General features: G+C 53.8%; 19 protein-coding genes. All 19 read right to left on the reverse strand.

Going from position 1 to position 17,640, the window contains the following annotated elements; all coding sequences use genetic code 11:
* Positions 1-23 precede the first annotated feature (23 nt).
* Positions 24-554, reverse strand: coding sequence for a hypothetical protein (locus ACTUHY_RS01150; RefSeq protein ID WP_442826276.1), 531 nt, complete (start codon positions 552-554; stop codon positions 24-26).
* The gene (locus ACTUHY_RS01155) at positions 541-1,347 is read right to left on the reverse strand and encodes a hypothetical protein (RefSeq protein WP_442826277.1); all 807 of its coding nucleotides are present in this window, start codon (positions 1,345-1,347) and stop codon (positions 541-543) included. Before ACTUHY_RS01155 ends, ACTUHY_RS01150 begins: the two co-directional genes overlap by 14 nt.
* Before the next feature lie 91 nt (positions 1,348-1,438).
* Positions 1,439-3,052: a hypothetical protein gene (locus ACTUHY_RS01160; RefSeq protein WP_442826278.1), complete on the reverse strand. Its 1,614-nt coding sequence runs from the start codon at positions 3,050-3,052 to the stop codon at positions 1,439-1,441.
* Entirely contained in the window at positions 3,049-3,738 is a 690-nt protein-coding gene (locus tag ACTUHY_RS01165; protein ID WP_442826279.1) for a MuF-C-terminal domain-containing protein, read from the reverse strand. Before ACTUHY_RS01165 ends, ACTUHY_RS01160 begins: the two co-directional genes overlap by 4 nt.
* A gap of 106 nt (positions 3,739-3,844) precedes the next feature.
* A complete protein-coding gene (gene cas2, locus ACTUHY_RS01170) occupies positions 3,845-4,195 on the reverse strand; it encodes a CRISPR-associated endonuclease Cas2 (RefSeq protein WP_442826322.1) in 351 nt (116 codons plus the stop codon).
* On the reverse strand, positions 4,164-4,994 hold the full coding sequence (locus ACTUHY_RS01175) for a CRISPR-associated helicase/endonuclease Cas3 (RefSeq protein WP_442826280.1): 831 nt from the start codon (positions 4,992-4,994) through the stop codon (positions 4,164-4,166). Before ACTUHY_RS01175 ends, cas2 begins: the two co-directional genes overlap by 32 nt.
* A 92-nt stretch (positions 4,995-5,086) precedes the next feature.
* Positions 5,087-5,362: a CRISPR-associated endonuclease Cas3'' gene (locus ACTUHY_RS01180; protein WP_442826281.1), complete on the reverse strand. Its 276-nt coding sequence runs from the start codon at positions 5,360-5,362 to the stop codon at positions 5,087-5,089.
* A 186-nt stretch (positions 5,363-5,548) separates the two neighbouring features.
* Positions 5,549-6,013, reverse strand: coding sequence for an SsrA-binding protein SmpB (smpB, locus tag ACTUHY_RS01185; RefSeq protein WP_075580444.1), 465 nt, complete (start codon positions 6,011-6,013; stop codon positions 5,549-5,551).
* Complete coding sequence (gene rnr, locus ACTUHY_RS01190) at positions 5,964-8,426, reverse strand: ribonuclease R (RefSeq protein ID WP_442826282.1); 2,463 nt, start codon at positions 8,424-8,426, stop codon at positions 5,964-5,966. Before rnr ends, smpB begins: the two co-directional genes overlap by 50 nt.
* Positions 8,423-8,824 carry a PaaI family thioesterase gene (locus ACTUHY_RS01195; protein ID WP_442826283.1) on the reverse strand — a complete coding sequence of 134 codons (402 nt, stop codon included), beginning with the start codon at positions 8,822-8,824 and terminating at the stop codon, positions 8,423-8,425. The genes rnr and ACTUHY_RS01195 overlap by 4 nt, the downstream gene beginning before the upstream one ends.
* A gap of 5 nt (positions 8,825-8,829) precedes the next feature.
* Positions 8,830-9,567, reverse strand: coding sequence for an alpha/beta hydrolase (locus ACTUHY_RS01200; RefSeq protein WP_442826284.1), 738 nt, complete (start codon positions 9,565-9,567; stop codon positions 8,830-8,832).
* 85 nt (positions 9,568-9,652) lie between these two features.
* Complete coding sequence (secG, locus tag ACTUHY_RS01205) at positions 9,653-9,877, reverse strand: preprotein translocase subunit SecG (RefSeq protein WP_442826285.1); 225 nt, start codon at positions 9,875-9,877, stop codon at positions 9,653-9,655.
* 162 nt (positions 9,878-10,039) lie between these two features.
* Positions 10,040-11,059: a Gfo/Idh/MocA family protein gene (locus ACTUHY_RS01210; RefSeq protein WP_442826286.1), complete on the reverse strand. Its 1,020-nt coding sequence runs from the start codon at positions 11,057-11,059 to the stop codon at positions 10,040-10,042.
* A 21-nt stretch (positions 11,060-11,080) separates the two neighbouring features.
* Positions 11,081-12,340, reverse strand: a complete 1,260-nt coding sequence (locus ACTUHY_RS01215; protein ID WP_442826287.1) for a sensor histidine kinase — start codon at positions 12,338-12,340, stop codon at positions 11,081-11,083.
* Positions 12,341-12,352: 12 nt separating this feature from the next.
* On the reverse strand, positions 12,353-13,033 hold the full coding sequence (locus ACTUHY_RS01220; protein WP_012938310.1) for a response regulator transcription factor: 681 nt from the start codon (positions 13,031-13,033) through the stop codon (positions 12,353-12,355).
* A 32-nt stretch (positions 13,034-13,065) separates the two neighbouring features.
* Positions 13,066-13,677, reverse strand: coding sequence for a GTP pyrophosphokinase (locus ACTUHY_RS01225; RefSeq protein WP_442826323.1), 612 nt, complete (start codon positions 13,675-13,677; stop codon positions 13,066-13,068).
* A gap of 116 nt (positions 13,678-13,793) precedes the next feature.
* Positions 13,794-14,588, reverse strand: a complete 795-nt coding sequence (locus ACTUHY_RS01230) for an HD domain-containing protein (RefSeq protein ID WP_442826288.1) — start codon at positions 14,586-14,588, stop codon at positions 13,794-13,796.
* Between the two features lie 101 nt (positions 14,589-14,689).
* A complete protein-coding gene (gene eno, locus ACTUHY_RS01235) occupies positions 14,690-15,973 on the reverse strand; it encodes a phosphopyruvate hydratase (protein WP_442826289.1) in 1,284 nt (427 codons plus the stop codon).
* 134 nt (positions 15,974-16,107) lie between these two features.
* Complete coding sequence (gpmI, locus tag ACTUHY_RS01240; RefSeq protein ID WP_442826290.1) at positions 16,108-17,637, reverse strand: 2,3-bisphosphoglycerate-independent phosphoglycerate mutase; 1,530 nt, start codon at positions 17,635-17,637, stop codon at positions 16,108-16,110.
* Positions 17,638-17,640: the final 3 nt, after the last annotated feature.

A 17,640-nucleotide genomic window follows, 5' to 3' on the forward strand; every position in this document is an offset into this window, starting at 1 on the left:
ATTCTAAAATTTGTGTCAACATTTCAAGCCACGCCCCCTTGCGGGGGCGACCAGTCCCGTTTGCCCAATTCTTTTAGCACACCGTTGAAAAGGTCCGACACTACAGCTTCTCGACGTTGCAAAGACGCAAACTCCTGCCCTATAGGTTCGTTGTCAAGAACCCTCTTGTAGCCGGATTCCGTGCCGCTGGTGAGGGCCATGCACATGATTTGTTCTTTCGTCAGCAGACGGTTGCCAAACCTATAGATACACTTGTTCCGCATATCGTCCAGTTCTTCCCCAGTGTAGGCCCCGAACGCATCTTTCAGGCCGGCCGCAAATTCTGCCTGCAACAGGATTTCCCTGTTCGTTGCCCTCATAACAGGGTCATACAACGTCTTGATTGCAAGTCCGGTCCGGTTCTTCCCCAGCTTGCCAAAGTACCCGTCCGTGCGCTGGAAAATGGTCAACGGTGCAACAAGTTTTTCAAAGGAATTGCCAAGGAACTTCTGCACATCAGCAAGGTTCCGCTTGTCCGGCCAGTGGTTTACGTCATACGAGTCACTCTGGGTCACTCTTGATATGCACGCCGTTGTGCTCAATCATATTGTGAACGAGCCCATCAGCCGCATCATCAATGGTAGCGCCCTTTTGCCCGTCTAAATCTACCACCAGCAGCTTGTCTTTCTGCCTGCTCATTTTGTACAGCGCTTCCAGCTTCGGGATTCCATTGGCCGGAGGAAGTCCGTCATTTCTGGCCAGCCCCAGTATATAGGCTAAATGCTGATACCAATACCGTTCCGCCGCCGGCATCCGTTCGTTTCCCTTTTGCAGGGTTTGGATGTTCTTCTGGATTCTGGTGGCCTGCTGGTCAATGCGCTTCTTGAATTTGCCGGATTCTGTGAGCATTGCGGCGAGCAACAACTGTTGTTGTTTTGCGTTGGCGGCTTTCGACCATTCTCCTTTTTCCATCAGACGGAACACTTCATATTGCTTCTGGCCCAGCTTTTTAGCCCACAGTGCCACGTTAGTAGCCTGGTTGATAGGCAAACTGGAAAAGGCCTGCCGGGCCATTGCCCGCCGTTCAGAAACGGTTTTCAGCACCGTTTCCCGTACAAGGCGGATCCCTGCTTTCTTTTTTGCTTTTTCAGCAGCTTGTGTCGCTTCTGCATTAGCTTTCGCCTCAGCCTTAGCTACGGCTTCATCTTCCCCCGCAATATACGCTTTTGCTTTTGCGGCCAGGGCTTCATATTCCAAAGCGTGGAGCATTTCTTGATATTCGGAACTCTGGACGGCCTTCTTAGCATCCTCGTAAAGAGTTTCCGTGTCTATCCGGGATTCTTGCATTTCTTCAGTGAACCCCTTCATCTGAGTATCCAGGGCCGTTTAGAAACTGCCGCCCCGCTTGTTCAGCTCTTCCCTGTATTCCTCTGGCGTCAAGTTAAAATCAGCCAGAATATCAAGATTTCCCAAGATTTCCGCCGTTCATCCTGACCATCTCATCAGCCCGCCAGAAATTGTCCCGCCCCATCTCAGCGGCGACTAATTCCCGTTTAACTTCGATAGCATCTGCAATGTCTTTTGGGTCAGCTTCTTCGAGGTCCTTCATGGCTTTTTCAAGCACCTTCGTTTCCGCTTCTTCCTTGACTTTCTGATACCACCTCTCCCAGGTTCTGGCGTTTTCATCCAGCATGGGTTTCATGCCACCTGCCCGCTTGAAATCGTCGACCATTTGTTCTTTCATGGCTATGTCGATTTCGTCTTGTGTGGCCAGCATCCGGTCCATGACTGCGCTTACTTTCTTCGTAGGCTTTCCACCCAACTGCTTGAAATCACGGTAGATGGAGGTCAGCCAGGACTTAAAACAGTTGAAAATCCCGTGCAACTGGGGAGCCAGAGCCTTGCCAATCCGGAGATATGCTTCGAATCCACGTGCGAACTTTTCATGCTGTTCTACAGAAATATCTGCATCAATTTTCTTGTTTCCGAACCACTGTTGCAGGGTCATGAAATCTTCGACGAACTGCCGGGAAGCCTTTTCATTAAGCGCCAGTTGCCGCATATTAATCAAGTACCAATGCGCCGTTTCGTGCATGAACGTGGACTGGTCAGCCTCATCGAATAGGGAAATCATATCGCCGGTTACTGTGGTCTGTCCTTGAATCTGGGCCTGTTGTTGGTTGTATTTGTCGATGATGGAAATAGCCTTGTCGTTAAAGACCACGAAACAGCGTCCATCCTTGTTCCCTTCGTAAGTAACGCCCTTAATGCCCAGAGAATTGAGAAGCAGAGAAGCATCCCGTTTCGGGTTAGTGCTTCCTTCTCTTTTCATTTGAAAAACTACGTCTTTGTAGAAACTTTCTCCTGTAGTTGTTGACCCTTTAAGGCTATCGTCTTCTGGAGCGCTATAACTGTCTAGGCGGCTTCTATAATAATCCGCAATAGCCTTTTTAACCTTTTTCGGCTGGTCTTGTAGGAACTTATCTTCATCTAAAAGAACATCATTGTCTGGAATATCAACTTCGTACAGTTTCGCTTCTGGGCGTTCTACGGAAGCGGTTTGCGAATCTTTTAATATTTTTAAAGCACCTGCGTAATCTTCTTCAAATCCAGTCCCCTTGCTAGTGCGTGCCAGTTCGGAAACCCTTTGAATCGCCTTTTCCCTACTGCCTTCCAGAGAGAGATTGAGTAAGGCGAAACGCAATTTCTTGTCAGACGGCCGATTTCCGTCTTCATCTCTAAAGCCGTTTTTATAACCGACAAACTTTTTCCCATCAATGACCACCGTACTGCGGAGGTTCTTTAAAAAGTCCTTATACCCTTCGGAAATTTTTCTGTCTTTTGCAAAATAAAGCCCCCAGCCATGCACCTGATTGCCTTCGCCGCTACCCATTGCGCCAAGGTCAAACTGCTCAAAGTCGTAGGGAGAACCGTGCCAAGCGGTTTGATATAACGGCATATGAGTATTTCTATAATTCTTCAAATCATTTTCCGTCTTGACGTTTTGCGGAGGATTATTTATAATATTCGTAATAGAAGCATTCAATTTTGCTTGACCACTGGACGGTTTCAAGTGTCCAAGCCCAGCAATCCATTGAATGCTTCTTTTTTATTTATATAAAGCAACTTTCCGTTTGCAATTTCATCTGCAAACCATCCATATTTAGGAGCCGGATTTTTACTTCCTTTAGTTTTTGCATATAAAGAAGGAACTCTGTTTACAACGCTAATTACACCGGCACTGTCCTTAATAGATTCGTTAATTCGAATCGGAACAATCACTGTTGCGTTAGAACTGGTTTGAATATCTACCACAGATATAATGCCATTCCCGGTTTGAAAAATCATCAACGGATTAGACAAGTAATTTGGGAGATTCTTTAAATCATCTGCAACTAACCCTGCGTGGTTATTAACGTTAAGTACATGTTTGAAAAAACTATTATAGGTTTTTAACTCTTTGGGCGATTTTCCAAGCATTAACATAACAGACGGAGTGTCCATTACTTTGAACATTTTACTTTGATAATAACTGTTCCAGCCGTTACCTTTTTCTTGCCAATCTTTTAATTTTACATTCCACTCTTTATTATCGTTATATAGGTTTCTCTTTGCTTGCCTTACTTGTGCTAATTGTTCGTTTTTACCATCTATATTAGTCACGCTCCCAGAAGGTACAATCTGCAAAGTGTTGGCAACATCTTCCGCCGTTGTCTTTTTCCCCTGCCGGGTCCACTCTTCCGCCAGACGCTGGCACATACGAGCATTTCAATCCACGCCCCCTTGCGGGGGCGACCTGACAAACGAGTCAGCTTGATTTTCTCTTGCTTTCCCGTATTTTTTCGCGAAGGTAGCCTTATCGCTCTCATACACCACAATTTCTTGTGCTGTTTCTTTCTGTTTGCTTCCCCTTCGCGCTTACAGCACCATGGGCTTCGGGATCATAGGTCCTTTTGCCCCCCAGATGCTGGATTTTATTCTGATACGTGTTTCCCAGGTTGTAGAACCGCAAACTGTCGTGGTCTTTGTCGATGAGGGCCTCCAGTTCTCCTTTCAGAAGAATGAACTGGGCCTGGTCCAGCAGGCATTCGAACACGGAATTCTGCACCCGCTGTCCGTGGACCACGCAGCATTTGGCCACTTTCCGCAGCCGAGCTCTCCCAGCCGGAGTTTCGGTATTTACATCAACTGTATAAAAGAGCCGAACAGGAAAAATGCCGGACCAGCGCCTCCAGACTCCGGAGCACCGGAGTCATATAATTCACAGGGAACATCTGGACCACGTCAAACAGCAGCACACTGTTGGCCATATTGTAGAGCTTCCGGCACCGGGAAGATCGATTGGCAAACAGAGATGCAAAGAACTGGACATTGGTGGTGACAAGCACCGGGGCGTCCCAGTTTTCCGTAGCCAGCCGTCGGGTATCCATCTTTTCGTCCGTGTCTTCATACTCTACCTGGCTGTGGTGTTCAATGACGTTTTCCTCTCCCAGGTAGGACCGAAGGATGTCCGCTGTCTGTTCAATGATGGACGTATAAGAAATCACATAAATGATGTGACATTTCCCACAGATTTTGGCCTTTTCCAGCGCCCAGGCAAAGACGGAAAGGGTCTTGCCCCCGCCGGTGGGAACGGTCAGGGTATAGATCCGGTTTTCCTTATTCTTCCCCATCTGGATGCACCACCGAAGGATTTCGCACCGCTTCCGATTCAGATCATTTTGCGGATGGAAGAATCCCTTTTCCTTCAAGGCGGAAAAGAACCGTTCATGGAGCTGTTCCAGAGAAGCAAAACCGCCCCTCTTCACCGCGCCCCTCTGCATATAGGCTTCTGTGTCCAAAAAGTCTCCATCCACCAGACAGGAATAGAGCATCCGCAACCAAAGCACTTGTCCAATGGCATCGGGCTTCCCATCGTTCTGATAATGTTGGGCCACCTGCTCGATGGCTTTGACCGGTTTCGGTGCTTCCAGCTCCTGTTCCCAAGCAAAATAATCAGGAACTTTTTTCTTCAATCGGGCCGAAAGAGTATTTCCTCCCGGCAAATCTGCCTGTGATCCAAAATCCGGCAATTCTGCATGATGTCCGGCAATACAGAAAGCTTCCATTACAGATGTAGAGGTTCCATTTTTGCCAAAAGCTGGACCCCCGCCGTAGAATGGTCCACTCGGCCATGTGTCTGCCCCAAAAGGTATTTCTGGAAGTCCGCACTGTACTTACCTGCGTCATGGTACAGCCCGCACTGCCGGGCCGCTTCCTTCATTTCCGGAGTAGGAGCAAACTCCTCCGCCAGCCGGGCCACCTGCTGGAGATGGTCCAGCAGGAGCTGAGGCGGCCGTTTTCCCTCTGGATCCAGATGGGCCAAATATGGTTTTCTATCCAACATTGCCTGTTGCAACTCCATCCCCTCCTTCTGTTCTTTTTACTATACCATATCCTGTGGGTAAAAAACTCCCCGATGCACACCATCCAGCAAATGATGGACCCTTCGTCCTCTTCCTCCTCTGCAAAAAAGCTGCGGCCTCACCTTCCCCTTCCAGGACGGTATGATCCGCAGCTCTTTTCTTGTTTACCGGTTCCGTTCTTTCATGGCCCGGTCGATATCCCGTTTAGCAGCCCGGTCCGCCATGGCCTGGCGCTTGTCGTAGAGTTTTTTCCCGGTGGCCAGGGCCAGTTTGCATTTCACCAATCCGTGGCTGAAATACAGCTGGAGGGGGACCAGGGTGAATCCTTTTTCTTTGGTCTTTCCGATCAGCTTCTGGATTTCCCTTTTGTGCATCAGCAGCTTCCGGTCCCGGAGAGGATCTACATTGAACCGGTTCCCCTGTTCGTAAGGACTGATGTGGAGGTTGTAGATGTATACTTCACTGCTCTTGGTCACGGCTGCATAGGAATCCTTCAGGTTGGCCTTCCCCTGGCGGAGGGATTTCACTTCCGTCCCGGTAAGGACCATGCCGGTTTCATAGGTTTCGTGGATGAAATAGTCATGCCTTGCTTTCCTGTTTTCTGCGATTACCTTCACTGGCTTTTCCATGTTTCCGATCCCTTCTTCTCCGCCGTCGGCGGTTGTTTTTCTTCTTTCCGCTTTTTTCTGCTCCTGCCGCAGTCCCCTGGGGCAGGAGCTGGCTCAGCCCGGCCCCGTTTTGTTTCTGGGACCCGCTCTTTTTCTTTTTCCTGCGGCCGCTCTTCTTCCCGGTCTCTTTCCGACCTTCGCTCTTCCGGCCAGTGGTCTCATTCCGCAGTCTTCCCGTAGCAATGCCGGTCTTGGTCTTCTTTTGCCGTCCCAATTCCCGGCGCATCTGGTCTGCCGCTTCCGGTGCCAGGCCGGCCAGGACGAAATCGATCTTCCGCTCGGAGACGTCCACCTGGAGGACCTGGATTTCCACCTGGTCACCCAGCCGGTACCGATGGCCTAGATGCTGGCCGATCAGAGCATACTGGCCGTCCACATAATCATAGTAATCATCCGTAAGGCTGGAGATGTGGACCAGCCCTTCCACTCCATTTTCCAGTTCCACAAAGAAGCCAAAGGAAGAGACTCCGGAAATGGTCCCGGCAAATTCCTGCCCCACGAACTGGAGCATGTATTCAGCCATCTTCAGATCCACCGTCTGCCGTTCCGCATCGATGGCAGCCCGTTCCCGGATGGAACAGTGGGAGGCCACCAGGCTCAGCCGCTGGGTCCTCTCTTCCGCCTGCTGCCGGCTCAGCCGTTCACCCTCCAGCTGCCGGCGCAGGAGCCGGTGGACCATCAGGTCCGGATAACGGCGGATAGGAGAAGTGAAATGGGTATAGAAGTGTGCCGCCAGACCGAAATGGCCGATATTCTCCGTCTGGTAGAGGGCCTGACGCATGCTCCGGAGCGCTACGGTAGAAATCAGCTTTTCTTCCGGCTTCCCAGACACTTTGTCCAGGGCCCGCTGGAGTTCCTTAGGACGCATCTTCTCTTCTATTTTCAGGGTGACTCCGAAGAGAGCCATCAGCTTGGCCAGGTTCTGGATCTTTTCTGGATCCGGCAGGTCGTGGACCCGGTAGATGAAGGGCCGTTTGTGTTTGGCCATAAAGCCGGCTACTGTTTCGTTGGCGGCCAGCATGAATTCTTCGATGAGCATCTCGGCCACGGACCGTTCCCGCTTCACGATGGCCACTGGATGTTTCTCTTCATCCAGGAGCACCTTTTGTTCCGGCAGTTCGAAATTGATGGCGCCCCGGCGTTCCCTCTTTTTATGGAGCACCTGCTGGAGCTGAGCCATATTTTCCAGCATGGGAACGATGTCCGCATATTTCTCCCGCAGGTCCTCATCCTGATCCACCAGGATGGCCCTCACATCAGGATAGTTCATCCGATGATGGTTGTTGATCACGCTGGGCGCGATGGTGAAGGAAATGATCCGGCCGGTCTTCCCGTCGATGAGCATCTCACAGGCCATGGTAAGCCGGTCTTCCCCTTCGTTCAGGCTGCAGATGCCATTGCTCAGTTCCACCGGCAGCATGGGCAGCACCCGGTCCACCAGGTAGACGCTGGTCCCCCGTTCATAAGCTTCCTGATCCAGCAGGGAATGAGGCTGCACATAGTAGCTCACATCGGCGATATAGACCCCCAGGAAGTAATTGTCTCCCTGTTTTTCCACATAGACGGCATCGTCAAGGTCCTTGGAATCCACCCCGTCGATGGTGATGATATTCCATTTCCGCCGATCCAGCCGGTTCTGGATTTCCTTCTTTTTGATTTTCTGTTCCACTTTCTCCGCAGCCGCCTGGACAGGTGCCGGGAATTTGGTGGGCAAGTCGTTGTCCTTGATGATGGAAAGGATTTCCAGGCCGATATCCCCGGGTTTCCCCAGGATCTCCACGATCTTTCCTTCCGCGTTCCGCCGTTCATCCGGCCAAGTAGTGATTTCCACCACGACTTTTTCTTTGTCACGGGCTCCGTTGAAATCTTTCCGGCGTACATAGATGTCCCGGCCCACTCGTTTGTTGTCCAGGATCACGAAGCCGAATTCTCCCGATTTGCTGAAGGTCCCCACCAGTTTATGATGGGCCCGGTCCAGGATCCGGATGATCTTCCCTTCCTGCCGGTCGTCGAAGCCGCTCTTCATCACCCGGGCCATGACTGTATCTCCGTCCATGGCGCCGCTGAGGCTGCTGGCCGGGATAAAGAGATCCCCGTCAGCCGTTTTCTCCTCCGGGATCACAAAGGCAAAGCCCTTGCTGGTCACCTGGCAGCGGCCTACCACCAGACCCATGGCCGCCGGCAGTCCATAGGTATTGAACCGGGTCTTTACCACCTGTCCCCGGTCTTCCAGGTCTTTCAGCACCTGCCAGAACAGCTTCAGGTCATCGCCTTCCAGCGCCAAGGCTTTCAGCAGTTCTTCCGCTCCCACAGGGGCCACCGGATGTTCCTTCATATATCCTAGGAGCCGTGTTTCCAATTCCGTATTCGTCATGCTTTCTCCTCATACATCAGCTTGCCGTCCGCTTCCGCTGCGATGCTCCCGTCCTCCCGGACCACCTGCCCGGTCATTTCCAGCAGCTGCCCTTTCCTCCGCTTCACTTTGGTGATCACTTCGATCCGTTCCCCGATGCGCACCGGCTGCCGAAAGCGGACTTCCAGCCGAGCCGTGTAGGCCACTTTGTGTTCATACATATAAGGATAATTCCCCATGGTCTCGTCCAGCAGGGTGGATATCAGTCCTCCGTGCATCCGGCCATCATAGCTTTGATGGACCGGCTGGGGCACGAAGCTGGTATAGCAGCCTTCCGCATCAGTGCGGAAATGCAGGTGGAGCCCCATAGGGTTGTCCTTCCCACAGCCGAAACACATGGTATCTCTCGTTCTTTCCATTTTCTCTATGCCTCCAAAAAAGCCTCTATGGCCGTATAAATGGTTTGTCGGCCTTTGTATAAAGTTATGACGTGACGGGCCTGAGGGATCCACAGCAGCTGTTTTTCCTGGGAAGCTGCTTGATCAGCAATGTATTGGGCGCTTTCCGGCCGTACCGTATGGTCTGTTTTGGACTGGATGATCAGCAGGGGCTGATCCACCTGGGACAGATATTTCCCTTTGACGGCCTTCAGCAGCCGGACCAACTGATGGACGGCTTTGATAGGCATACAGCGATAGGCCACATTGTACCGTTCCGGAGCATCGATGGTCCTCGGATGTTTGGGGATGACCCAGTAGGGCAGCCGGTCCGCCAGCCAGAGGAAATATACACGCCAGTCGTAGAGGTAGATGGGAGTGGAAATCACCACCAGCTTGTCCACATCCGTTACCGCCCCGGCATACAGGCTCAGCAGCCCTCCCATGGAAAGGCCGATGACCGTCACTTGGGAACAGCAGGCCCGGAGATGGGCCACTCCGTCCCGCACCTGTTTTTCCCATTGTTCTGCTTTTACATCCAGCAAATCATGGGGATCCGTCCCGTGGCCCGCCAGAAGCAGTCCTTCCACCGTATATCCCTTCCTTCTGAGCTGTTCTCCCAGTTCCCGCAGCTCAGAAGGACTGCCGGTGAAGCCATGGATCAGCAGGACCCCTTTATGGTTTCCACCTTGCCAAAAGAACGGTTCTGCTCCAGGCAGTACCATGGTCTCTCCCCCTTCCCCATAGCAAAAATGGCATTACCCGACCCAGGCAATGCCACTGTGAATTGTGTGAACGTTCTTCAATTGCTTACTGCAAGCGGGCGATTGCCACGTTGATGACAGCAAAGATCAGACCCAATACTACGGTGATCCGGGCCAATGCTTCATCCATATCGGTGGGTTTGCCACCGAACAGGGACTCGCCACCCCCCATTCCGCTGAAGCCGGCGCTCTTCCCGGACTGGAGCAGGATGGAACCGATCATCAGGATGCTCACGATCACATCAAGGACCATCAATATATCTAAAGCCACAGGTATTCCCTCCACATATCAGATTCTTTTATTTTACACCATACCATTGGATTTTGTCCAGAGTTTCCGGGACACTCATGGAATCCGACTGGCTGTCCGATTCGTTTTTTTATTCTTCAAATAAAAGGCCTGTCCAATCCAGGTAATTCCTTTTTTGATGGTTCATTCTTCTGCAGTTGGACTTCCCGCCCTCTCTAGCACCTCGCTGGCAGTCAGGGTCATCTGCAAATACTCCTCCGCCTCTATTTTTTTCTTTCCGTCCACAATCCGGGCATATTCCTCGAACTCTTCCACCATCCGGTTCCTCCGTTCCGGGGGAATCCAGCTTTGGATGTTCTCTTTCTTTTTTCCAGCACCAATGCTGAACTGATCCCGGTCCGGACCCTGGAGAAACCTCCAGACCAGCCTGTCCGGATGGATGGGTTTTCCTTCCACCTTCAGCCAGCCTTTTTCACCCTGGATCTGGAGAAAGGAAGGACTGTCCGAATCCTTAGCAGCAGTAAGCACCGCCTGGAACCCAGGATACTGGAGGAGCAGCACCCCGGAGGTGTCCACCCTGTTCCATCCCCGGTTGGGGGCATAGGCCACTTTTTCTGGCCGGCCGCACAGACCCACAGCAAAGGCGATGTTATACACATCCAGGTCGTACAGAGCCCCGCCGAAAGCCGCCGGATCAAAGGCTGGCAGCACTTCTTTCTGCAGGTACTGGTCGTACCGGCTGGAATACTGGGAATAATTGCACTGGATCAGCCGGATAGGCCCCAGTTTCGGCACCAGTTCCCGGATTTTCCGGAACAGAGCTCCGTGCCACAGGGGCATGGCTTCCAAAAGAAAAAGTCCCTGTTCCCGGGCCAGTTCCGCCAGGTCCTGCGCCTGGGCAAAAGAGGGGCAGAAGGGCTTTTCCAGGATCACGTTTTTCCCGGCCAGGAGGGCTGCCCGGGCGTATGCATAATGGACCTGGTTCACTAGGGCGATGTACACCGTATCCACGCCTCCCTCCCGGAACAGGGATTCCAGGTCCGTGAACACCTGGGAAATCCCATACTCCCGGGCCAGGGCTTCTCCCCGCTGCCGGCTGTATTCCCGGCACCACAGGGCCTTCACCCGGATCCCCGGCACCGCCTCCATGGACGCCAGGGCCACGGGAACAATGGCTCCGGACCCCAATACTCCCACGTCCATACCAATCGCCTCCCTGCTCCGTTAGAAAGTCACCCCGAAGGTGATCACGCCGTCCTTGTAATCCACCTGGATCTTCCCGCCCAGCAGCCGGGTGGCTTCTTCCGCCATGGAAAGGCCGATCCCGTACCCGGCCTTCTGGCTGTTGTGGCTTTCATCCCCCCGGTAGAACCGTTCAAAGAAATGGGAATAGTCCACCTGGGCACCGTTCTTGTAATCATTGGACACAAAGGCCCGGAAGCCCTGCTTCCCATGGGGTTCCAGCACTGCCCGGATGGTGCCGCCCTCATCACAGTATTTGGCCGCATTGTCCATGAAGATGGTGAAGATCTCGTAGAGATACTTGGGATCCGTCTCCCCCTGGAGATTCGGGTGGATTTCCTTCACCAGGGTTTTCTTTTCCCCTTCCACCACCGGAGCAAAGGACTGGACCGCTTCTTCGAAGGTCCGGCTGATGTCCACTGGTTCCCGTTTCAGCAGCTGCTGGTTCTTTTCCCCCATTTTGGCCAGCATGATCAGCTCGTTGATCAGACGGGTCACCCGTTTCACCTGGAACAGGATGTTGTCCGTCCACTGGCTTTTGCCGCTGATCAGTTCCAGAGCTTCCGCATTGGCGGAAATAATGGCAATGGGGGTCTTCAGCTCGTGACCGGCGTTGGTGATGAACCGTTTCTGGCTGGCCACGTTTTCCACAAAGGGCCGGATGGCATAATTGCTCAGGAACATGAGGATCATCATGTACAGCAGGATGCACACCAGGCCGAACCGGAGGGAATACCGCATAAAGGCATCCACGGCTCCCACATCCCGGGTGCAGTCCATGACCACCACCAGCCGGCCGCCCCCGGGCCGCTCCGTAACGCTGTAACAGTAGCTGGCCCGTTTGTTCTTGAACACGCCCTGGGCCTGGGGACCATCCGCCAGTGTCCGGGCGATTTCCAGAGCCTGGAGTTCGTTGAAGGCGGAAATGTTGGACAGGTTCAGCCGCTGGATCCGGCCGTCATGATCCAGGATTACGCTGAAATACCGGGTCTGGTGGGCAAATTCCGGAGTATCATTGTACCATTCCGGGTCGCTGAGCCAGCTTTCCGTACTGGTCCCCGGCTGATGGGAGGGCATGATTCCATCGTTCTGGACAATGGCAGTCAGCAGAGTGTCCACTTCCGACCGCATTTTCATATAGGTAATGCCGTTGATCAGCCCCAGGGCCCCGGCCAGGATGATCACCACGGCCACAAAAGCCAGCAGCAGGAATTTCCGCCGCAGACGATGGATCATATCCATAATGGACCTCTTTTAATTGGCCAGGGCCGGAGCCTGGAGCACAAAGGCCCCGTCCGGATGGCCGTCGATGGTAAGATTGCCGCCGATGGCCTTGAGCTTTTCCCGCAGGTAGGATACGTAGATCCACACGATTCCCTGATCTTCCTGCTTTTCGTCCTGCCAGATCCGGTCAAAGAGCATCCGGGTTTCGCAGGGTTTCCCCGGGTGCTGCATGAAGTACTTCATCAGCTGGGTTTCCTTGGGAGAAAGCCGGACACTGCTTTTGCTGGACAGCTCCCCTTCCGCACAGTTCAATGTCACCGTACCGGCCTGGAGGGTATTCCGGTTGAAATCTTCCTGCCGCCGGGTCAGGCTCCGGAGCCGGGCCAGCAGTTCCCCCATGGCAAAAGGTTTGGTCAGGTAATCATCGGCCCCTGCGTCCAGTCCCGTGATCCGGTCGTCCACTTCGGCCTTGGCCGTGAGCATGATCACCGGGGTCCGGTCCCCTTCCTGCCGGAGTTCCGTCAGGGCGGTGATCCCGTCCTTTACCGGCATCATGATATCGAAGATCATGGCATCGTAGATGTTCTGGCGTGCCTTGTCCACAGCAGCCTGTCCGTCATAGACCGGATCCACCTGGCAGCCGGAATGTTCCAGCACGGCGCACAGGGCCATGGACATGGCTTTTTCGTCTTCTGCAAGCAATACTTTCATGGATGATTGACTCCTTTCCCTGGGTCAGTGGTTCAGGTTTCCCGGATCAGTTTCCGGATGGTCTCCATGGACAGGTCGCAGGCGGCCAGCTCATCGGCGCACCGCTTCAGCTCCTGGCCGATCAGTTCCGGGTTCCGGATGGATTTTTTGTACTTCATCTCGTGTTCCAGGCTGGCCCAGGAATCCATGGCGATGGTCCGGAGCTGGACTTCCGCATAGAAGATTCCCGGGGTGTTCCCTTCCACATCCGGGAAGGGCTCCTCCAGCCGGAGGATCAGATGGTAGGACCGGTAGCCGTTGGGTTTCACATTGTGTACGTAGTCTTTTTCCTGGATGACCGTGCAGCCGGGAATGGCCCGGATCAGCCGGAGATTCCGGTCGATGTCGCTGAGGAAGCGGCACACGATCCGCAGGCCGATGGCATCGTAGACTCCATGGAGAGCCGATCGGGCATTGACGGTCAGGCCTTTCCGCTGGCACTTTTCCGCCATGCTTTGGGGGTCCTTGATACGGTAGATCAGGTGTTCATAGGCATTTTCTTTGGTTTCTTCCATTTCTTTCTGATTGTATTGTTGGATTTGTCGGACCAGCTGTGCCTGTACTTTTTCCAGTACCGGCCGCCAGTCCTCATAGCGGCTGCCCATGGTTTGGTTCAAGTTGATTCCTCCTTTATATCCGATTTTCTCACTCTTCTCTGATTATTGTATCACAGGAATATGGAATTTCTATGAAGATTGGAAAGAGAAAACCTCCTGCCCTGTCAGCGGGCAAGAGTCGGAGGCCCCGATACCAGCCAGTGGCGGAGCTTCACCTTCACCTGTTCCAGCTGACGGGCACTCTTCGGATTCACCGGCTGGAAGCCAAGCAGTTTGGCGAAATATCCCTGCCGGCAGATGATTTCCCGGCTGGGACCATAAGTGACATCAAACAACTGGCATAAGCATCCCGTAAAAAAGTCCAGGGCGGTCTTCTTATATTCAGTATGTACCAGTTTCCCCGCCAGGGCCTCTTCCAAAACTTTGGGAGAAATGGCTTGACTGACCAAATCCTCCAGGGACACCTGCCATACCTGTTCAGGGTGGTCCAGATACCCTGCATAGACTCGGAACAAGTCGATTTTATCTGCATCCCGAAGCAAAAGGGCAAAATCCCGGGCTCTTCCGGTGACCCCGGCCGGGACGGCATATCCGTTGTGCCACAGGATGGACAGCTCCAGGATCCGGTCCCGTTCCGGTTCCGGCTGGGGCAGGAAATCCCGGATGTGCCCTTGTTCAAAGAGATACCACACCCCGTACCGGGCGTGATCCATGGATTTATAATCGATGAAAGTATGGAACCGCCGGGCCTGCTCGAACCGGCCGATATCGTGGAGCAGCCCCATCACCCAGGCCAGCTCCTGTTCTCTTTCCGTCCATCCCAGTTCCCGGGCCAAATTCTCGCACAAGCCGCTGACGATCCGGGAATGGCGCTGCTTGCTGAGGATCCCCGGAGTATCCGGATCGAACTGGGAAACATATCGGTCAAAGGCCGCAGAAACAGATAATTTGTCAAGCATGTGTATTTCCTTTCGTAAAAAAGGTGTGCTGCACGCTCCATGCAGCACACCTTTTTGTCATCCGGCTGCTAACCGTTGACAGCTGAACCGTTGACAGCTTTTTATCTGATGTTGTAGAACACATCCATTCCGTTGTACTGGGCGGCGGCTCCCAAATCTTCTTCGATCCGCAGCAGCTGGTTGTACTTGGCCACCCGGTCAGTGCGGCAGGGTGCCCCGGATTTGATCTGTCCGGCGTTGGTGCCCACCACTACATCCGCAATGGTGGTGTCTTCCGTTTCACCGCTTCGGTGGGAAACGATGGCGGTATAGCCAGCCCGTTTGGCCATTTCAATGGCATCCAGGGTTTCGGTCAGGGTCCCGATCTGGTTCAGTTTGATCAGGATGGCATTGGCTACGCCCATTTCAATGCCCTTCTTCAACCGTTCCACGTTGGTGACGAACAGGTCATCCCCCACCAGCTGGACTTTTTTGCCCAAAACATCGGTGAGCTGTTTCCAGCCGTCCCAGTCATCTTCCGCCAAACCGTCTTCAATGGAGACGATGGGGTATTTTTCACACAGGGAAGCGTACCATTCCACCATTTCAGCGGAGGTCTTCACGACCCCTTCCCCTTTCAGGTTGTACTTGCCGTCTTCGAACAGCTCGCTGGCAGCGGTATCGATGGCCAGCCGTACCTGTTCACCGGGTTTGTAGCCGGCTTTTTCGATGGCTTCCACGATCACCTGCAGGGCTTCTTCGTTGCTTTCCAGGTTGGGAGCAAAGCCGCCTTCATCCCCTACAGCCGTAGCCAGCCCTTTGTCCTTCAGGACTTTCTTCAGGGCCTGGTAGATTTCCGCGTTGATCCGCAGGGCTTCGGCAAAGCTGTCAGCGCCTACCGGCATGATCATGAATTCCTGGATATCCACGTTGTTGTCCGCATGGGCACCGCCGTTCAGGATGTTCATCATGGGAACCGGCAGTTCTTTGGCGTTGACCCCGCCCAGATACTGGTACAGAGGCAGCCCGATGGACAGCGCTGCAGCCTTGGCCACAGCCAGGGATACCCCCAGGATGGCGTTGGCCCCCAGACGGCCCTTGTTGGGCGTACCGTCCAGACGGATCATGGCTTCATCGATTTCCACCTGGCGGGTGGGATCCAGACCGATGATGGCGTCGGCAATGGTGTCATTCACATTGTCCACAGCTTTGGAGACCCCTTTGCCGCCGAAACGGTCCTTGTCTCCGTCCCGCAGTTCCACCGCTTCGTGGACCCCGGTGGAAGCGCCGGAAGGGACAGCGGCCCGGCCTACGGTACCGTCATCCAGCAGTACATCCACTTCAACCGTGGGATTGCCCCGGGAATCCAGGATTTCTCTTGCGCACACATTTTCAATGATTGGCATTGTTTTCACCTCGTTATGGTTGAGCCTGGGGAATAGATTCCCCAGGCTGGTCACTAGTCTCTAGTCACTAGTCTCTAGCCGATGGAAATCAATTTTGGCAAATTGATTTTGCACAAGCAAAACAGCGTAAAAGCTTACTTCCGTATCAGCAGGGAATGGCCGGTCATGGCCTCGGGTTTGGGCAAATCCAGGAGCTCCAGCAGGGTGGGAGCGATATCGGAAAGGCCTCCATCTTCCACTTGGGTCCCCGGCTCCGCCCCCACTACCAGGAATGGCACCGGGTTGGTGGTATGGGCGGTCATTGGAGCATGGGTCACCGGATCTTCCATTTCTTCCAGGTTCCCATGGTCTGCGGTGATGCACAGGGCACCGCCTTTTTGCAGCACTTTGTCCGCCAGGCTGCCCACACATTCGTCCACAGCCTCCAGGGCCTTCACCGCTGCCTCCAGGGAACCAGTATGGCCCACCATGTCCGGATTGGCGAAGTTCAGGATCACCAGATCATACAGATCCTTATCCAGGGCCTCCTGGAGCTTTTCCGTCACCAGATAGGCGCTCATCTCCGGCTGCAGGTCATAGGTGGCCACTTTGGGAGAAGGCACCAGGATCCGGTCTTCGTTGGGGAAGGGCTGCTCCCGTCCTCCATTGAAGAAAAAGGTCACATGGGCATATTTTTCCGTTTCTGCAATGTGGAGCTGATGGAGTCCGGCTTTGGACACCACTTCCGCCAGGGTATCCCGAATTTCTTCCGGTGGGAATGCCACTGGTGCCTGGATGCTCTTTTCGTATTCCGTCATAGTGACGAAATGGACGGGCAGCTGGTCTTCTTTCCGGGGAAATCCCTGGAATTCCGTATCCGTAAAGGCATGGGTCAGCTCCCGGGCCCGGTCCGGACGGAAGTTGAAGAAAATCAGGCTGTCGCCTTGTTCCACGGTGCCGTCCACTCCAGACACCCGGAAGGGCACCACGAATTCGTCGGTCTGCCCAGCTGCATATGCGGCTTCCAGGCCTTCCGCCGCACTGGCAGCTTCCTGGCCTTCGCCTCCCGTCATGATGTCATACACCTTCTGGATCCGGTCCCACCGTTTGTCCCGGTCCATGGCATAATACCGGCCGGAAACTGTGGCGATCCGTCCCACCTCCAGCTCCTGACAGGCTTTTTCCACCTGTTCCAGGAAAGGCGCCGCACTTTGGGGCAGAGTATCCCGTCCATCCAGGAATGCATGGACATAGACTTTCTCCACACTCTGATTCTTGGCCATGGCCAAAAGGCCCAGCAGATGGTCAATATGGCTGTGGACCCCGCCGTCACTGAGCAGGCCCAGGAGATGGAGTTTCTTTCCGTTGTCCCGGGCTTCTTCCATGGCCTTCACCAGCACCGGATTGGTTTCCAGGCTGCCGTCTTTGACGGCCCGGGTGATCCGGGTCAGGCTCTGGTAGATGATCCGCCCGGACCCGATGGATAGATGCCCCACTTCCGAATTCCCCATCTGGCCATCCGGCAGACCCACCGCTTCTCCGGAACACTGGAGCTGGCTGTGGGGATACCGGTTGAAATAAAAGTCCAGATGAGGGGTCCGGGCCCGGGTCACCGCATTGGTGGGGCTGGAGGGAGCGATCCCCCAGCCGTCCAGGATCATCAGCATTACAGGTTTCTTTTTCATGAC

The organism is Acidaminococcus nyctereutis (assembly GCF_052216985.1).
Classification (GTDB): domain Bacteria; phylum Bacillota; class Negativicutes; order Acidaminococcales; family Acidaminococcaceae; genus Acidaminococcus; species Acidaminococcus fermentans_A.